This is a genomic window from Stenotrophomonas sp. DR822 (assembly GCF_019793815.1).
GTDB lineage: Bacteria > Pseudomonadota > Gammaproteobacteria > Xanthomonadales > Xanthomonadaceae > Stenotrophomonas > Stenotrophomonas indicatrix.
The window spans coordinates 1,218,929-1,236,274 of the sequence record NZ_CP081826.1; the positions used below are offsets into that span (position 1 = coordinate 1,218,929).

Sequence of the window (17,346 nt, forward strand, 5' to 3'; positions counted from 1 at the left end):
CATTCGGAAGGGAGGGCCGTAGGCACGGCCGGCAGGCCCGCGCCGGGGGCGGCGGGCCTGCCATTGTAGTCAATGCGGGCCGGCGCGCCGTGCGCCCGGGCTTCACAGCTGCCGCAGCAGGCGCTCGAAGGCCTGCGCAGAGGCTTCCACGTGGTGCTCCAGGCGATGGCCATCGTCCACCAGCAGCAGCTGCGCCGAGCGCGCCTGCGCCCAGGCGATGACTCCGGCGGCCGGCACCACCTCGTCATGCCAGGCCTGCACCACCGTGGTCGGCACCGGCGCGGCATCCAGCGCCGGCATCGGGCCCATGGTGGTGGGCGGCACCATCAGGAACAGGCCCGCCACCGGCACCTGCAGCGATGCGATGGCGGAGATGTAGGCGCCCAGGCTGGAGCCGGCCAGCACCACCGGCCCCTGCGCAGCGGCAGCGGCCGTGCGCTCGATGAGGCGTTGCAGGCGGGTGCGCACGTCGCCCACGCGGCTGACCTGGCTCATCGCGTCCAGGTCGGTGTAATCGGGGCGCTCATGGGTCCAGCCCAGTCGCTCGGCGACTTCGGCCAGCGCGGTGACCTTGGTCGCCTCCGGGCCGCTCTCGAAGCCGTGGGACAGGATGCAGTGACCGCGGCTCATGCGTGCGCTCCCACGGAGCGGATCGACAGCAGAAGGGAAGGCAGTTTCATCCGGCAATGCTAGCATCGCCGCATGCCCAAACCGCTCCTGCCCGGCCTGCAGCTGCAGCCGTTGCCCTACCACGACCGCCTGCCACTGCGCGATCCATCCAGCCTGGCGATGGTGGTGATCCACTGCACCGAACTGCCCGACCTGGCGACCGCCCGGGAGTACGGCGAGCGCGTGCTGTACGACAGCGGCGCCGGCAACAGCGGGCATTTCTACATCGACCGCGACGGCAGCGTGGTGCAGTACGTGGCGCCGGAGCGCATCGCCCACCACGTGCGCGGCATGAATGCCGATACCGTGGGCATCGAACTGGTCAATTCGGGGCGCTACCCGCACTGGCTCGACAGCCGCCACCAGGCGATGGACGAGCCGTACACCGAAGCGCAGCTGCTGGCGCTGGAACAGCTGCTGCAGGCACTGGTGGCTCGTTACCCGTCGCTGCGGCGGATTGCCGGACATGACCAGTTGGACCTGGAGCAGGTGCCGGCCAGTGATGACCCGGCGGTGACCGTGGCGCGCAAGCGTGATCCGGGCCCGTTGTTCCCGTGGGCGCGGGTGCTGGCGAAGGTGCCGTTGCAGGGGTTGGGATGATGGGCAGGGCTGCGCCCTGGGTACACGCCATCGCATGCGCGCTGTCGCTCCCACGCTTCGCTGCGCGAAACGCGGGCCCCACTTACCAGCTCCCAGACCCCCGCCGCTTCGCGGCCGCCCCCTGACTCAGGGGGCTCTGCCCCAGAGATGAACCGGTGGCCAGCAGATCCACGCCATGCGTGGATGAACGTCAAATCGACCAACCCGCATTGCTCAGGCGCCGGTGGCGACCGGTCGGCTGCTGTCGCTGACCCAGCCACTCCAAGAGTCCGCGTAGATGCGTGCGCCGGACAGGCCCGCGCTTTCCATCGCCAGCAGCAGGTGGCAGGCGGTCACGCCCGAGCCGCACATCAGCACCACGCGTTGCGGGTCCTGGTTGCCGATCACGCCCTGCAACTCGGCACGCAGTTCCTGTGCATCGCGCAGGCGGCCGTCCAGCACGTTCAACGCAAACGGGCGATTGAGCGCGCCCGGTACATGGCCGGCGACCGGGTCCAGCGGTTCCACCTCACCGCGGAACCGCTCGCCCGCGCGGGCATCGACCAGCCAGCCCGGCGCATGCTTGAGGCGTGATTCGATCTCGTCCGCGCTGGCGACCTGGCTGCCATCGAAGCGCCCCGGATACGCGGGCAACGCCGTGACCTCGCTGCTGCCGGTCGCCAGCGGCTGGCCGGCGGCCTGCCACGCGGCGATGCCGCCATCGAGTACGGCCACGTTCGCATGCCCTATCAGGCGCAGCAGCCACCACAGGCGCGCGGCGGCCATGCTGCCATCGCTGCCGTCATACACCACCACCTGCGTGTCGGTGCCGATGCCCCATTGCCCCAGTCGTGCGGCGAACGCATCGCTGTCGGGCAACGGGTGGCGGCCATGGCCTACCCGCGTCAGATCGGACAGGTCGCGGTTGAGATCGGCATGCACTGCGCCGGGAATGTGTCCCTGCGCGTAGAGGCTGTTGCCCGCCTGCGGGTCGGCAAGCGATGCACGCGCGTCGACCACGCGCACGGTGCTGGCGGTCGCGCGGGCATCGACCACGCGTACCCCATCGCCCAAGGCCGCAGCCAGGGTCGCAACATCGACAAGGGTGGTCCACGGCGGGTCGATCGGCTTCATTGCACTTGCTCCAGGCGGCGACGCAGGTTGTACAGGATGGCCGCGGTGGCGCCCCAGATGCGCTGGCCGGGCCAGCCATATTCAAGGACATGGCGGACGCGGCCGCGATGGTTGATTTCGACCTGGCGCAGGTTGTCGGCGGCCATCAGATAGTCCAGCGGCACTTCGAACACCTCGGCCACTTCGCTGGGCTGCGGGACCGCCACGAACTCCGGATCGATCACTGCCACCACCGGGGTCACCCGGTAGCCGGTGATGGTCACGAACGGATCGAGATATCCCAGTGCCTGCACCTGTGTCGGCGCCAACGCGATTTCTTCCTGGCTTTCGCGCAGTGCGGCAGCCAGCGCATCGCGATCATCGGGCTCGGTACGGCCACCGGGGAAGCCAACCTGGCCACCATGTTGCCGCAGGGTTTCGGTACGCCGGGTCAGGATCACCTGCGCACCGTTGGCGCGCGGCACGATGCCAGCCAACACCGCCGCCTCGACCGGTGGGCCCGGAGGCAGCAGGTCATCCAGTTCACTGCGGTTCCAGCCGTCACCTGCCGGCGGTTCGGCCAGCGGATGCAGCGCGCGCAGCAGCCGCTCATGATCGGCCAACGACCCTCGCAGCGACTGCTGCAGCTGTTGGCGCAGGGGCAGCACACGCTGCAGGACATGGCTGCGTTCGCTGTCGCTCATCGACGACCACCGTGCGATTTCGTCGATATGCCGCCCGCATCCGGCGCAGCGCCGGTTGCGATCCAGCTTGCAGACGTTGATGCAGGGGCTTGCGACAGCACGCGCCGTTTCTTCCATTGTTTGCACCGGTCAACAGTAGCGCGAATGGGCTGAATTTGGGATGGGCCCCGCACGGCTGCAGCGTGGTGCAGAAACAAAAACGCGCCGGTGGGTTCACCGGCGCGTTGATGTTGACGCTGTTTCTTCTTACTTGACGCTGATCAGCTTGATCTCGAACTGCACAGCCACGTTCGGCGGGAACGGGGTGCGCGGGTCGGCGCCGTAGGCCTGATCCGGCGGCAGCGAGACTTCCCACTTCGAGCCTGCCGGCATCTGCAGCAGGGTCTCACGCATGGCCTTCATTTCGACTTCGCTGACCTTGATCGACGGAATCTGCTGGGCCGGGCGGGCTTCGGTCGGGCGCTGGCCGTACGGGAACGGACCGGCCACTTCCAGCTGCACGGTGCTGGCCTGGGTCGGCTTGGCACCCTTGCCGGCTTCGATCACACGGTACTGAACGCCGCTCGGCAGGGTCTGCACGCCCGCCTTTGCCTTGTTCTGCGCCATGAACTGATCGCTCTTGGTCTTGTTTTCGGCAGCAGCCTTTTCGTACTCGGCCTTGGCGGCCTGGGCACGGCCCTGCTCGCGCTTCTGGAACGCTTCAACGGCCGGCTTCAGCTGCTCGGCGGTAATGGCCGGCTGCTTCTTGGCGTAGGCGTCCTGCAGGCCCTTCACCACCGAGTTGATGTCCAGCTGCTCACCGCGACCGGTCAGCTCCGCCAGGTTGTTGCCGTAGTCGTAACCGAAGTAGTAGCTCAGCTTGCCCTTCTCGGACGCGATGTCCTGGGCGAAGGCATTGCCCGTCAGGGCCAGGGCCGCGACGGCGACCGCGATAGAACGCAACTTCATCAAACAGTTCTCCAGGGGTGGTAACTCAGGGACGTTCTGCGCCGCCCTGAGGCGACGGGTTAGGATAACGGCCACAACGTGTAACCGCTACTCACCACGCAGGCTATGACCTGTCTGCGTTTACAGAGTTCAATCTCACTTTTTTTTAACGTTCCAGGAGTTTCCCGTGGTCGAGGCCCCCGCTCCCCACCCGGTCGACGTCAGCGATGATGGCGCCGTCCGCACCATTACCGTGCAACGCCCGGACAAGCTCAACGCCCTCAACGCCGCCACCCTGCAGGCCCTGGCCGAGGCGTTTGGCGACGCCGCCGCCGACCCGGCGGTACGGGTGGTGGTGCTGACCGGGGCTGGCCCCAAGGCGTTCGTGGCCGGGGCCGACATCGCCGAAATGAACACCTTGAGCGCGGTTCAGGGACGTGATTTTTCCCTGCTCGGGCAGGCCCTGATGCGCCGAATCGAACGCATGCCCAAGCCGGTGATCGCCCGGGTGAACGGATTTGCGCTGGGCGGCGGGCTGGAACTGGCCATGGCCTGCCATCTGCGCATCGCCGCCGATTCGGCCAAAGTCGGCCAGCCGGAGATCAATCTCGGCCTGATTCCCGGCTTCGGCGGCAGCCAGCGCCTGCTGCGCCTGTGTGGCCGCGCGGCCACGCTGGAACTGTGCCTGCTGGGCACCCCGATCGACGCCGCACGCGCACTGGCCCTGGGCATCGTCAACGAAGTGGTGCCCGCCGCCGAGCTCGACGCCCGCGTGCAGGCCCTGGCCCGGCAGCTGGCACAGTCGGCGCCGCTGGCGCTGCGTGGCCTGCTCGACGCGGTGCACGTGGGCGGCGAATGCAGCCTGGAGGCCGGCCTGGAACACGAAAGTGCGCAGTTCGGCCTGCTGTTCGCCACCGAGGACATGCGCGAAGGCACCAGCGCCTTCCTGCAGCGCCGCCCCCCCGCCTTCCAGAACCGCTGACGCCATGGCATCCCGACCCAACCCCGTGCTGCTGTTCGCCCGGGTCCAGGCAGACGATCCCGATGGTGCGCTGCAGGCTGGACTGATGGACTACGTGGTGCGGCCTGGCGATGAGCGGCTGCTGCCCGATCATCCGGACCTGCCCGACCGCCTGTGCCAGATGCAGTTGCAACTGCAGCGTGCATGGGCGGCGCGCGAACGTTTCCGCGCACGCGCCGTGCGCCTTGCCCGCCGCGAGGCCGAGCGTGATGCGCGGCGGACGCCCGCGCCGGCACCGGACGTCAAACCCGCCCTGCCTGCCGCCGCGGCCGCCATCCTCGCCCGGGCCAAGGCCCGCGCCGCCGGCAAGGAGCAGTAATGGCGACCGCGAAGAAGACCGCGCGCGCACCTGCGCGCCGCGGCAGTACGATGCCGCGTGCCGACGTGGTGGAAATGTTCACCCGCCTGCGCGAGCTCAACCCGCACCCGAAGACCGAGCTGGAATACAGCTCGCCGTTCGAACTGCTGGTGGCGGTCGCGCTGTCTGCACAGGCCACCGACGTCGGCGTCAACAAGGCCACCCGACGCCTGTTCCCGGTTGCCAACACGCCGGCGAAGATCCTCGCGCTGGGCGAAGAGGGACTGAAGAAGTACATCGCCACCATCGGTCTGTTCAACGCCAAGGCGAAGAACGTGATCGCCACCTGCGCGCTGCTTCTTGAGAAGCACGGTGGCCAAGTGCCACGCGATCGCGACGCACTGGAAGCCCTGCCCGGTGTCGGCCGCAAGACCGCCAACGTGGTGCTCAACACCGCCTTCGGCGAACCGGTGATGGCGGTGGACACGCACATCTTCCGTGTCGCCAACCGCACTGGACTTGCGCCCGGAAAGAACGTGCGCGAGGTTGAAGATCGACTGGTCAAAGCGATTCCCGCCGAGTTCCTGCTCGACGCGCACCACTGGCTGATCCTGCACGGCCGGTACGTGTGCAAAGCGCGCAAACCGGATTGCCCGGGCTGCGTGATTGCCGACCTGTGCCGGTTCAAGGACAAGACACCCGCGGAGTGACGGCGCCATCCACGCATGGCGTGGATCTACTGGAAAATCCATCCACGCATGGCGTGGATCTACTGCAACCGGGGCGCAATCCGCGCGTCATACGTAACCGGTTTCAATGGCAGGCCCAGCCGTGACGGGGCCTGCGGCGGATCGCCGCCGTGCGCGAACTGTCACATTTACGCAATCTTCACGTTTTAGCCTGCGCGCATCTTCCCACCTGCCTGCAAGGCTCCTCTCCATGAAACTGCATCACCAGCTCCTGACGATCGCCGTGGCTGCTGCGCTGTACGTGCCGGCCGCCCACGCCGAAGTCGCCATCGATGTGATCGGCGGTTCGGAAATCACCTTCGAAGGCCTGGTCCAGGCCGACGGCAACTGGTACGACAATGACGTCGTGGACCTCAACGGCGGTGACGCCGGCAACGGCAAGAACAGCGAATTCGAACTGCGTCGCGCCGAGCTGGTGCTGAAGGGCAAGGGCCCGGGCAACGTGGAATGGGTCGTGGGCTACGACGCCAAGGCCGACAAGTTCCTCGACACCAACGTGAAGTACAAGCTGCTGGGCAACGCCAACCACTTCATCCAGGTCGGCCAGTTCAAGCAGCCCAACAGCCTGGAAGAACTGTCCAGCACCAAGAACAACGACTTCATCTCCAAGGCTGCGGTCACCAACACCTACGCTGTCGCCCGGCGCCTGGGCGGTGCCTACAGCTACGGCCAGGACAACTGGTCGGTCACCGCCAGCGCCTTCGGCCGCGAACTGACCCGCAACCTGGCCCACGGCAGCGGCTACGGCGCACGTGGCACCTGGGCACCGATCAACGAGAAGGGCCAGGTCCTGCACTTCGGCCTGAGCTACGTCGACTACGACACCGACGCAGACACCCTGCGCGTGCGTGCCCGCCCGAACGCCGACCTGGCCACCGCGCGCCTGGTCGACAGCGGCAACCTGGTCGACACCGACCGCGTCAGCACCATCGGCGCCGAAGCGATGTACTTCCAGGGCCCGTTCAAGGCCCAGGCCGAGTACTACACCAGCAAGGCCAAGCGCCTGGCCAACGACAACTACACCAGCGACGGCTACTACGTCAGCGGCGTGTGGAATGTCACCGGCGAAAGCTGGAGCTACAAGGGCGGCACCCCGGGCACCGGCCTGCCGAACAACCCGGCTGGCGGCCAGTGGCAGCTGGGCGTGCGTTATGACCACATGGATCTGAACGACGGCAACCTCGCCGCCAATCCGGTGGCCGGCCGTCCGCCGATCGTCGATGGCGTGCTCGGCGGCAAGATGGACATCTGGACCGTCGGCGCGAACTGGTACTGGCGCTCGAACTTCAAGCTGATGCTCAACTACGTGATGGTCGACAGCAAGAAGTACAGCTCGACCGCCCGTGGCTTCGTCAACGACGATCCGAACATCCTGGAAGCCCGCGCGCAGTTCTTCTGGTAAGCCCGGAAGCACGCGTTCGAACGAAGGCACGGCCCAGGCCGTGCCTTCGTCGTTGTGGGCAGGCGGTGGCCGCGCGATGATGCCCTGCCCTGTCGACAAGGACCTTCGGGATGCCTTCTTCGCTCCGCCTGCGCCGCCTGCTTTGCGGTGTCCTGCTCGCTGCCCTGCCCGCCACTGCGTTCGCCTGTGACGATGCGGATGCCGTGCGTGAGGCCGCATATCGGCAGTTGCCGGCCGGCGCGCTGCCGGTCACGGCACGTTTCACCGATGCGGACAGCACGGCCTGCCGTGCGTGGCCCGCACAACCCGGCACGACCCTGCTGGCCGTCGCGCAATGGGCCGCCCCCGCCTCGGAAGAGGCGCGCGGCGGCGACCTGGACCTGTTGCTGATCGATACCGCCAGTGGCCAGCCGCTGGCCTGGACCCGCGTGGCCGATGCGGTCAGCAGTGATGCGCTGCGCTTTGCCGGACTTCGCCTGGACACGGCACGCTGGCAGCTGGATCCGGCCACCCGCGCGTTCGGCGTGCGCATGGACTACAACGGCAGCTCAGGCCCCAACCCGTTCGCGCAGACCGAACTGCAGTTGTTCGTACGCGAGGGCCGGCAGCTGCGCCGGGTGCTTGCCCCGCTGGCCGTCAGTGGCAGTCGCGGCGAATGGGATACGCGGTGCGCCGGCGAGTTCAGCCGCTTCGAGCGCACGCTGGAAATGGGCAGTGCCAATGCCGCTGGCCTGGCGCCGATCGTGGTGCGCGAAAAGCGCACCGATACGATCAGCGTCGCCGCCGGTGACGACTGCCATGCCACCGACACGACGGCACCCGCACAGCGCTGGACACTGCAGCCCCGCGACGGTCGCTATGCCGTTCCGGAGGCGCTGCGCGGGCTCTGAAAGGCGGGCTTGGGGCACCGCCATGACGGCTGTCACGTTCGCGTCATATGACAGACGCGGGCGTGTCATGGAACCGTTATGGAATGTGCACCGAAACGTCGGGCAGCCGCCCCTCGACCACCCCAGGAGTCTCTCCCGTGATCCACGCCTTCAAGTCGCGCGCCGCCGTCGCCATTCTGGCCGCGTCGTCCGTGTTCGCCGCCAACGCCGCCGATGTCACCGGCGCGGGCGCCTCGTTCATCTACCCGGTGATGTCCAAGTGGTCGGCCGACTACAGCACCGCCACCGGCAAGAAGGTCAACTACCAGTCGATCGGTTCCGGCGGTGGTATCGCCCAGATCAAGGCAGCGACCGTGGACTTCGGTTCGTCCGACGCGCCGTTGAAGCCGGAAGAGCTGGCTGCCGCCGGCCTGGCCCAGTTCCCGTCGGTGATCGGTGGCGTGGTGCCGGTGATCAATGTTGCTGGCGTCGCCCCCGGCGCGCTGAAGCTGGACGGCCCGACCCTGGCCAACATCTTCCTGGGCAAGATCACCACCTGGAACGACCCGGCCATCGCCGCCCTCAACAGTGGCCTGACCCTGCCCAGCGGCAAGATCACGATCGTTCATCGTTCGGACGGCTCGGGCACCACCTTCAACTTCGTCAACTACCTGTCCAAGGTCAGCCCGGAGTGGAAGAGCAAGGTCGGTGAAGGCACTTCGGTACAGTGGCCGGCCGGCATCGGCGGCAAGGGCAACGAAGGCGTTGCTGCCTACGTGAAGCAGATCAAGGGCGGCATCGGCTACGTCGAACTGTCCTACGCGCTGCAGAACAAGATGTCCTACGCGGCGATGAAGAATGCGGCCGGCAAGATCGTGCAGCCGTCGGACGCCTCGTTCTCGGCCGCTGCGGCCAGCGCCGACTGGGCCAACGCCCGTGACTTCTACCTGGTGATGACCAACGCCCCGGGCGCTGATGCATGGCCGATCACTGCCACCAACTTCATCCTGGTGCGCAAGCAGCCGAAGAACGTGGCGGGCGCCAAGGCCACGCAGGAGTTCTTCCGCTGGGTCTACAAGAATGGCGATGCGCAGGCCAAGCAGCTGGACTACGTGCCGCTGCCGGACGCGCTGGTGCGCCAGATCGAGACCTACTGGACGCAGAACCTGAAGTACTGAGTTCGTTGCAAGGCGTTCCCCCGCAGGAACGGGGCCGGCGGGTCCTCTCTCCCCCGCCGGCCCCACCGGGCGCTGGATCCTTCGGGGTCCGGCGCTCTTCTTTTCTGCAGGGTTGTCTGCTGCGGTTGGTCGTGAAAGGCGCTGCGCCTCCTCGAATGTGGCATAGCGGCGATGGGCCGGGCTGCGCATGACACGCCGCAAGTACCTCCTTGCAGGCTCGGCCCAACGCCGCCTGATGGTTCATCGGGGGCGCGGTGGGGTCATGGGAGGCAAGGAGCGGGGGCAACGGTTGCCCGGCCCTCCGCCACGCCGGGGACCGCGCACAAGCGCAGTTGGGGCTGTCAGCCGACCCGGTAGCCAACCGTGAATCCCGCGAAACCCTTGCCAGAACGTGATCCAGGACACCTCTGTCATGGACGTCATACGGCTGTAACAAAAACATCATTTCATAGCCGCATCCGCCGACACCGTCGGCTCTACCCCGCTATGGAGTGACCATGAAACTGCACTCGGCCAGCCTTGCCGCCCTTTCCCTGGCCATCGCCCTGGGCCTGTCTGCCTGCGGTGGCGACAAGCAGGCCGCACAGCAGCCGGCCGCTGACGGCGCCGCTGCTCCGGCCGCTGCCGGCGACAAGGTGACCGCTGAGGTCTCCGGTGCCGGCGCCTCCTTCATCTTCCCGCTGGTGTCCAAGTGGTCGGCCGACTACAACACCGCCACCGGCGCGAAGATCAACTACCAGTCGATCGGTTCCGGTGGTGGCATCGCCCAGATCAAGGCCGGCACCGTTGATTTCGGTTCGTCCGACAAGCCGCTGAGCAGCGACGAGCTGGCCCAGGCCGGCCTGGCCCAGTTCCCGTCGGCCATCGGCGGCGTGGTGCCGGTGGTCAACATCGACGGCCTGGAAGCCGGCAAGCTGCGCCTCAGCGGCGCCCTGCTCGCCGACATCTTCCTGGGCAAGGTCAAGACCTGGAACGACCCGGCCATCGTCGCCGCCAACCCGGGCGTGACCCTGCCGGACGGCAAGATCACCATCGTCCACCGTTCGGATGGTTCGGGCACCACCTTCAACTTCTCCAACTACCTGTCCAAGGTCAGCCCGGAGTGGAAGAGCAAGGTCGGCGAAGGCACCTCGGTGCAGTGGCCGGACGGCGTGGGTGGCAAGGGCAATGAAGGCGTTGCTTCCTACGTGAAGCAGATCAAGGGCTCGATCGGCTACGTCGAACTGGCCTATGCCCTGCAGAACGCGATGCCGTACACCTCGCTGCAGAACGCGGCCGGCACCTGGGTGCAGCCGAACGCTGAAACCTTCGCCGCCGCTGCCGCCAGCGCCGACTGGGCCAGCGCCAAGGACTTCAACCTGGTCATCACCAACGCCCCGGGCGAGCAGGCGTGGCCGATCACCGCCACCAACTTCATGCTGATGCAGAAGAAGCCGAAGGATGCCAAGCGCAACCAGGATGCGCTGGCCTTCTTCAAGTGGGCCTTCGAAAGCGGCCAGACCCAGGCCAACGAACTGCACTACGTGCCGCTGCCGGCCGAGCTGGTCAAGCAGATCGAAGCCTACTGGGCGACCGAACTGAAGTGATGGACCCGACGGTGCCCGCCACGTGCGGGCACCGTCTCCTGCACATCGTGCTGCCCCGCCCCTTCCTGGCCCTGCCGTCCCCATGAATGCCATCGCCCAGCCTGTAGCCGCCCCGTCCACGCGTGACATGCGTGATGCCCGCAACGACAAACTGTTCCGATGGGTGCTGGTCGGCACCGTCATCTTCGTCCTGATCGCGCTGGCCTGCGCCGCACTGTCGATGCTGTGGGGTGGTCGCCACGCTCTGCAGATGCAGGGCCTGAGCTTCTTCTTCTCCTCCGACTGGAATCCGGTCGAAAACAAGTTCGGCGCCCTCGCCCCGATCTACGGCACCCTGGTCACCGCCCTGATCGCGATGGTCATCGCCGTACCGGTCAGCTTCGGCATCGCCTTCTTCCTCACCGAAGTGGCACCGCGCTGGCTGCGTGGCCCGGTTGGTACCGCCATCGAACTGCTGGCGGGCATTCCCTCGATCATCTACGGCATGTGGGGCCTGTTCGTGCTGGTGCCGGTGATGACCGAGTACGTCACCCCGTTCCTCAACGAAACCTTGGGCGAATGGCCGATCATCGGCCCGGTGTTCCAGGGCCCGCCGCTGGGCATCGGCATGCTCACCGCCGGCTTCGTGCTTGCGATCATGGTCATCCCGTTCATCTCCTCGGTGATGCGCGAAGTGTTCCTGACCGTGCCGACCCGCCTGAAGGAATCGGCCTACGCTCTGGGTTCCACCAAATGGGAAGTGAGCTGGGACATCGTGCTGCCCTACACCCGCTCGGCGGTGATCGGTGGCGTGTTCCTCGGCCTGGGCCGCGCACTGGGCGAGACGATGGCAGTGGCCTTCGTGATCGGCAACAGCGTGCGCCTGTCGCCGTCGCTGCTGGAACCGGGCACCACCATCGCCGCACTGATCGCCAACGACTTCGGCGAAGCCACTGAAACCTACCGCTCGGCGTTGCTGCTGCTCGGCTTCGTCCTCTTCATCGTCACCTTCGTGGTGCTCGCCATCGCCCGCCTGATGCTGATGCGCCTGTCCCGCAAGGAGGGCAACTGATGTCCAGCACCGCTGACTCCCTGTACCTGCGCCGCCGCATCGGCAATGTCATCGCCATCGCGCTGTCTTGCGCCACCGCGCTGTTCGGCCTGTTCTTCCTCGGCTGGATCCTGTTCACCCTGGCCTCCAAGGGCCTGGCCGGCATCAACCTGGATCTGTTCACCAGGATGACACCGCCGCCGATGCAGGAAGGCGGCCTGGCCAACGCCTTCTTCGGCAGTGCGGTGATGTGTGCGCTGGCAATCGGCATCGGCACCCCGCTGGGTGTGCTGGCCGGCACCTGGCTGGCCGAGTACGGCAACGCCCGCAAGGCCGGCACCGTGGTCCGCTTCGTCAACGACATCCTGCTGTCGGCCCCGTCCATCGTGCTGGGCCTGTTCGTCTACACCCTGTACGTGATGCAGACCGGGGGCAGCTTCTCCGCCTTCGCCGGTGCACTGTCGCTGGCCTTCATCGTGCTGCCGGTGGTGGTGCGTACCACCGACGAGATGCTGCGCCTGGTGCCTTCGCAGATGCGCGAAGCCGCGCTTTCGCTGGGCATTCCGCAGTGGAAGGTGATCGTGCAGGTGCTGTACCGCAGTGCCTCGGCCGGCATCATCACCGGCATCCTGCTGGCGCTGGCCCGCATTTCCGGCGAGACCGCACCGCTGCTGTTCACCGCCTTCGGCAACCAGTACTGGAACAGCAACGTGTTCCAGCCGATGGCCTCGGTGCCGGTGGTGATGAACCAGTTCGCCGGCAGCCCGTACGAATCCTGGCAGGTGCTGGCCTGGGCCGGCGCTCTGGTGCTGACCGTGTTCGTGCTGCTGGTCAGCCTCTCTGCGCGCGGCATCCTGCTGCGCAACCGTATCTCCCATGACTGACCTTTCCGTGGATACCGCCATGAACGACCTTTCCAACGCCGTGCCGATGCAGCGCATCGTCGTGCCGGCCTCGCACGAGAACCTGCACGCTCCGGCCCCGGTCAAGCTCGCCGCGCGTGGACTGGACTTCTACTACGACAAGTTCCACGCCCTGAAGGGCATCAACCTGGAGATCCCGGAAAAGCGCGTGACCGCGCTGATCGGTCCCTCCGGTTGCGGCAAGTCGACCCTGCTGCGCATCTTCAACCGCATCTACGCGCTGTATCCGAAGCTGGAAGCGCGCGGTGAGGTGATCCTCGACGGCGAGAACATCCTGTCGCCGAAGTACCCGATGAACCGCCTGCGCAGCAAGGTCGGCATGGTGTTCCAGAAGCCGGTGCCGTTCCCGATGACCATCTTCGAGAACGTGGCCTACGGCATCCGCCACCACGAGAAGCTGTCCAAGGCGGACATGGCCGACCGTGTCGAGCACGCGCTGCGCCAGGGCGCGCTGTGGGACGAAGTGAAGGACAAGCTCAACCAGAGCGCGCTGGGCCTGTCCGGTGGCCAGCAGCAGCGTCTGTGCATCGCCCGTGCCGTGGCCCTGCGCCCGTCGGTGCTGCTGCTGGACGAGCCGACCTCGGCGCTGGACCCGATCTCCACCAGCCGCATCGAGCAGCTGGTGGAAGAGCTCAAGCACGAGTACACCATCGTGATCGTCACCCACAACATGCAGCAGGCCGCGCGCGTGTCCGATTACACCGCCTTCATGTACCTGGGCGACCTGATCGAACACGACCGCACCGAAGTGATCTTCTCGCAGCCGTCCAAGCAGCAGACCGAGGATTACATCACCGGCCGGTTCGGCTGATCGGCGCTGACGCTTCGCCACCTGTCCCAGCCAGGCGCGCCTGGCTCTACCTGGATTGCAGAACATGAACCTTCCCAACGACCACATCGTCAAAAGCTACGACGAAGAGCAGCAGCGCCTGGTGGCCGAGATCGTGCGCATGGGCGAGATGGCCGTCGCCCAGCTGGAGGCGTCGATGGACGTCATCGAGAAGCGCGATGAGAACGCCGCCCATCGCATCATCGCCAACGACGAAGCGATCGATGCGCTGGAACAGCAGATCAGCCACGACGTGATGCGCCTGGCGCTGCGTGGCCCGATGGCCCGCGACCTGCGCGAGATCCTCGCCGGCCTGCGCATTCCGGCCGACATCGAACGCATTGGCGACTACGCGGCCAACGTCGCCAAGCGCTCGATCGCGCTGGGCAAGGTGCCACCGCTGCCGCAGATCCAGGGCCTGCGCGCCCTCGGCCGCCTGGCCGCACAGCAGGTCCGCCGCGCCATCGCCGCCTACCGCGACAACGACGCCGATGCCGCGCTGGAACTGCGCGAGGACGACGCCCGCCTGGATGCGCAGTACACCGCGCTGTTCCGCGAGCTGCTGACCTACATGATGGAAGACCCGCGCAACATCACCCCGTGCACCCACCTGCTGTTCATGGCCAAGAACCTGGAGCGCGTGGGCGACCATGCCACCAACATCGCCGAGAACGTGTGGTTCCTGGTGCACGGCGAACAGCCGCTGCCGCCGCGCCAGAAGCGCGACGAGACCTCCAGCGCGGGCGATATCTGATACTGCACTGCAACACCGGATTCGACTCCAGGGTGGCCGCTGTCCTCGTGACAGCGGCCTTTTTGCTGGCGCTGTAATACTTCTCACGAAAATTTGAATTCCCGGCGAGGATTCGTTGAGTAGGATCGCTGCACCATCGCTTCACCACGGGCACCCGCCCACCACCCAGGAGCACGACCGATGAGCACCTCCAACAAGACGCTGTCCCTGCTGACCGCCACCGCCCTGGCCGCAGGCCTCGGCATGACCGCCTCCGCTTCGGCCCTGAGCATGACCGACCTCGCCCAGGGCTACCTGGTGGCCGGCCAGGCCGCCAAGGCCACCGACGCGAAAGCGACCGATGCAAAATCCGCCGACGCGGCCAAGCATGCCGAAGGCAAGTGTGGCGCCGACGGCAAGAGTACTGAAGGCAAGTGCGGCGGCGACAAGGGCAAGGCAGCGGCCGGTGCGGACACCAAGGCCAAGACCGGCGGCGACAAGAAGTCGGCCGAAGGCAAGTGCGGCGAAGGCAAGTGCGGTGGCAAGCACTGACGTCCGCGCCGGCGTCGTCCACCCGCGGTCGCCGCTTCCTGCGGCGGCCGTGGGCCTGGGCCTGCGCCGCGCCCTGCTGCAGGACCTGCGCGATGCACCGGCCGGCGATTTCGATTTCCTCGAATGCGCGCCGGAGAACTGGATCGGTGTCGGTGGTCCCGCGGGTGACGCGTTGGCCGAACTGGCGGCGCGCCATCCGCTGAGCTGCCACGGCCTGTCATTGTCGCTGGGCGGCAGTGCCCCCCTGGATACCCAGCTGCTGGCCCAGGTCGGTACGTTCCTGCAACAGCATCAAGTGCCGCTGTACAGCGAACACCTGAGCTACTGCAGCGACGAAGGCCACCTGTACGACCTGCTGCCGATTCCATTCACCGATGAAGCGGTACGCCACACCGCTGCCCGCATCGCCCGGGTGCAGGACATTCTCGGCCGTCGCATCGCCGTGGAAAACGTGTCGTACTACCTGGCGCCGGACCCGACGATGGACGAACTGGCCTTCACCACTGCCGTACTGGCCGAGGCCGACTGTGATCTGCTGCTGGACGTCAACAACGTCTACGTCAATGCCTGCAACCATGGCTACGACGCCGATGCCTTCATCGCCGGCCTGCCCGCACAACGCATCGTCTGCCTGCACGTGGCCGGGCACCTGGACGAGGCGCCGGACCTGAAGATCGACACCCATGGCAGCCCGGTGATCGACCCGGTGTGGGACCTGCTGGCACGCACCTACGCCCGTATCGGCCCACGCCCCACCCTGCTCGAACGCGACTTCAATTTCCCGCCCTACGCCGAGCTGCGGGGCGAACTGCAGACCATCCACCGCCTGCAGGCCGCCCATGGCTGACGCCCCCGAACGCCTGCGTGCGCAGCAGCACGCGTTCACCGCGCACCTGCGCGACCCGGCGCAGGTACCGGCGCCGCCCGGCATGGACCCGCGTCGAGTGGCCGTGTACGAACGCCTGCTGTTCAACAATCTGCTGGGATTGTTGAGCAATGGCTTCCCGGTCTGCGTACGCCTGCTGGGCGAACCGGACTGGCGTGCACTGGTGCGCCACTATTTCGCCAGCCACCATTGCCACACCCCGTTGTTCACCGAACTGGCTGCCGAGTTCGTGCAGTGGCTGCAGGTGCAGCCGGAGCTGCCGCATCCGGCGCTTGCCGAACTGGCCCACTACGAGTGGGTGGAGACCGCGCTGTACCAGCTGCAGGCCGATCCGCTGCCGGAACCGGGCGACATCGATCCGCTGCAGGTGCCGCTGCGCCGCTCACCGCTGGCCTGGCCGCTGCTGTACCGCTGGCCGGTGCATCAGCTGGGTAGCGAGGATGCACCGTCGCAACCACCGGCAGAGCCCACCGGCCTGCTGGTGCGGCGCGATGCTGATGGCGCGGTGCGATTTGCCACCCTGACCAGCCTCGCAGTGCATCTGCTGACCCTGATCGGCGAGTCCCCCGGGGCCACCGGCCAACAACAGCTGCAGCAACTGGCCGCCCTGCACCACCTCGATCCTGGGACATTGGCCGCCCCTGGCGCGCAACTGCTGCAGCAGTTCCTGCGTGCTGGCGTGATCGGTCCGCTCCCCGCTTCACCCTGACGCCCCTTCCAGGAGATACACCGATGAAGACCCCGACCCTGGCCGCCGCACGCGGCCAGCTGGACCGTTTCGCCCCGTGGTTGGCCCCCCTTGGCCTGCGCCTGCTGCTTGCCTGGGAATTCTTCGAATCCGGGCGCGAGAAGCTGCACGGGCAGAACTGGTTCGCCGATCTGCAGGATGCCTTCCCGTTTCCGTTCGACCAGCTGCCCGCTGCGCTGAACTGGCAATTGGCCACCTGGTTCGAACTGGTGGGCGCAGCGTGCCTGCTGTTCGGCTTCGGCACCCGTTTTGCCGCCGCCAGCCTGCTGGTGCTGACGGCTGTGGCAACGTACGCGGTGCACTGGCCGGCCGAATGGAGCTCACTGGGCGATCTGGCAATGGGCTATGCGATCAGCGATCAGGGCTTTGGCAACTTCAAACTGCCGCTGCTGTTCATGGCGATGCTGTTGCCGCTGCTGTTCACCGGCGCTGGGCGCCTGAGCGTGGATGCGGTGCTGGCGCGCTGGTATCCGTCGGGCCCCATGGCGCGGCCTGTGCTCCGGTAGATACCGACCCTGGTCGGCGCGCAGTGTGCCAACCAAGATTGGCA

The 17,346-nt window shown here is 66.9% G+C and carries 20 protein-coding genes; 16 read left to right on the top strand and 4 right to left on the bottom strand.

The window, feature by feature from the left end; translation table 11 throughout:
• Nucleotides 1–102: 102 nt before the first annotated feature.
• A complete protein-coding gene (locus K5K93_RS05660; RefSeq protein WP_025875362.1) occupies nt 103–630 on the bottom strand; it encodes an alpha/beta hydrolase in 528 nt (175 codons plus the stop codon).
• Between the two features lie 72 nt (nt 631–702).
• Between K5K93_RS05660 and K5K93_RS05665 the strand changes: the two genes are divergently transcribed.
• Nucleotides 703–1,269: an N-acetylmuramoyl-L-alanine amidase gene (locus K5K93_RS05665; protein WP_093817788.1), complete on the top strand. Its 567-nt coding sequence runs from the start codon at nt 703–705 to the stop codon at nt 1,267–1,269.
• 213 nt (nt 1,270–1,482) lie between these two features.
• Here the strand turns inward: K5K93_RS05665 and K5K93_RS05670 are convergent, their stop codons facing one another.
• From K5K93_RS05670 to K5K93_RS05680, 3 genes are all read right to left on the bottom strand, one after another.
• Complete coding sequence (locus K5K93_RS05670; RefSeq protein WP_222390081.1) at nt 1,483–2,382, bottom strand: sulfurtransferase; 900 nt, start codon at nt 2,380–2,382, stop codon at nt 1,483–1,485.
• Nucleotides 2,379–3,182, bottom strand: coding sequence for a CoA pyrophosphatase (locus tag K5K93_RS05675; RefSeq protein ID WP_222390083.1), 804 nt, complete (start codon nt 3,180–3,182; stop codon nt 2,379–2,381). The genes K5K93_RS05670 and K5K93_RS05675 overlap by 4 nt, the downstream gene beginning before the upstream one ends.
• A 129-nt stretch (nt 3,183–3,311) precedes the next feature.
• Nucleotides 3,312–4,013 (bottom strand): FKBP-type peptidyl-prolyl cis-trans isomerase N-terminal domain-containing protein, encoded by a 702-nt coding sequence (locus K5K93_RS05680; RefSeq protein ID WP_025875366.1) that lies wholly within the window; start codon nt 4,011–4,013, stop codon nt 3,312–3,314.
• A gap of 166 nt (nt 4,014–4,179) precedes the next feature.
• Between K5K93_RS05680 and K5K93_RS05685 the strand changes: the two genes are divergently transcribed.
• The 15 genes from K5K93_RS05685 (at nt 4,180) to K5K93_RS05755 (ending at nt 17,302) form a co-directional block, all read left to right on the top strand.
• Nucleotides 4,180–4,974 (top strand): enoyl-CoA hydratase-related protein, encoded by a 795-nt coding sequence (locus K5K93_RS05685; protein WP_222390086.1) that lies wholly within the window; start codon nt 4,180–4,182, stop codon nt 4,972–4,974.
• Between the two features lie 4 nt (nt 4,975–4,978).
• Nucleotides 4,979–5,332 carry a hypothetical protein gene (locus K5K93_RS05690; RefSeq protein WP_033830735.1) on the top strand — a complete coding sequence of 118 codons (354 nt, stop codon included), beginning with the start codon at nt 4,979–4,981 and terminating at the stop codon, nt 5,330–5,332.
• Complete coding sequence (gene nth / locus K5K93_RS05695; protein ID WP_222390089.1) at nt 5,332–6,021, top strand: endonuclease III; 690 nt, start codon at nt 5,332–5,334, stop codon at nt 6,019–6,021. The genes K5K93_RS05690 and nth overlap by 1 nt, the downstream gene beginning before the upstream one ends.
• Nucleotides 6,022–6,250: 229 nt before the next feature.
• Nucleotides 6,251–7,462: an OprO/OprP family phosphate-selective porin gene (locus K5K93_RS05700; RefSeq protein ID WP_093817784.1), complete on the top strand. Its 1,212-nt coding sequence runs from the start codon at nt 6,251–6,253 to the stop codon at nt 7,460–7,462.
• Between the two features lie 110 nt (nt 7,463–7,572).
• Entirely contained in the window at nt 7,573–8,352 is a 780-nt protein-coding gene (locus K5K93_RS05705; RefSeq protein ID WP_222390091.1) for a hypothetical protein, read from the top strand.
• A gap of 137 nt (nt 8,353–8,489) precedes the next feature.
• Nucleotides 8,490–9,509: a phosphate ABC transporter substrate-binding protein PstS gene (gene pstS / locus K5K93_RS05710; protein ID WP_025875374.1), complete on the top strand. Its 1,020-nt coding sequence runs from the start codon at nt 8,490–8,492 to the stop codon at nt 9,507–9,509.
• Nucleotides 9,510–10,006: 497 nt separating this feature from the next.
• Entirely contained in the window at nt 10,007–11,095 is a 1,089-nt protein-coding gene (pstS, locus tag K5K93_RS05715) for a phosphate ABC transporter substrate-binding protein PstS (protein ID WP_025875376.1), read from the top strand.
• A gap of 82 nt (nt 11,096–11,177) precedes the next feature.
• Nucleotides 11,178–12,146, top strand: coding sequence for a phosphate ABC transporter permease subunit PstC (gene pstC / locus K5K93_RS05720; RefSeq protein ID WP_140226733.1), 969 nt, complete (start codon nt 11,178–11,180; stop codon nt 12,144–12,146).
• Nucleotides 12,146–13,009, top strand: coding sequence for a phosphate ABC transporter permease PstA (pstA, locus tag K5K93_RS05725; RefSeq protein ID WP_132825510.1), 864 nt, complete (start codon nt 12,146–12,148; stop codon nt 13,007–13,009). Before pstC ends, pstA begins: the two co-directional genes overlap by 1 nt.
• A 19-nt stretch (nt 13,010–13,028) precedes the next feature.
• Nucleotides 13,029–13,859, top strand: a complete 831-nt coding sequence (gene pstB, locus K5K93_RS05730; protein WP_025875381.1) for a phosphate ABC transporter ATP-binding protein PstB — start codon at nt 13,029–13,031, stop codon at nt 13,857–13,859.
• Nucleotides 13,860–13,923: 64 nt separating this feature from the next.
• Nucleotides 13,924–14,631 (top strand): phosphate signaling complex protein PhoU, encoded by a 708-nt coding sequence (gene phoU / locus K5K93_RS05735; RefSeq protein WP_049465163.1) that lies wholly within the window; start codon nt 13,924–13,926, stop codon nt 14,629–14,631.
• A gap of 180 nt (nt 14,632–14,811) precedes the next feature.
• Complete coding sequence (locus tag K5K93_RS05740; RefSeq protein ID WP_222390093.1) at nt 14,812–15,162, top strand: hypothetical protein; 351 nt, start codon at nt 14,812–14,814, stop codon at nt 15,160–15,162.
• On the top strand, nt 15,149–16,009 hold the full coding sequence (locus K5K93_RS05745; RefSeq protein WP_222390095.1) for a DUF692 domain-containing protein: 861 nt from the start codon (nt 15,149–15,151) through the stop codon (nt 16,007–16,009). Before K5K93_RS05740 ends, K5K93_RS05745 begins: the two co-directional genes overlap by 14 nt.
• Nucleotides 16,002–16,757, top strand: a complete 756-nt coding sequence (locus K5K93_RS05750) for a putative DNA-binding domain-containing protein (RefSeq protein WP_222390097.1) — start codon at nt 16,002–16,004, stop codon at nt 16,755–16,757. The genes K5K93_RS05745 and K5K93_RS05750 overlap by 8 nt, the downstream gene beginning before the upstream one ends.
• 23 nt (nt 16,758–16,780) lie before the next feature.
• The gene (locus K5K93_RS05755; RefSeq protein WP_222390099.1) at nt 16,781–17,302 is read left to right on the top strand and encodes a DoxX family protein; all 522 of its coding nucleotides are present in this window, start codon (nt 16,781–16,783) and stop codon (nt 17,300–17,302) included.
• Nucleotides 17,303–17,346: the final 44 nt, after the last annotated feature.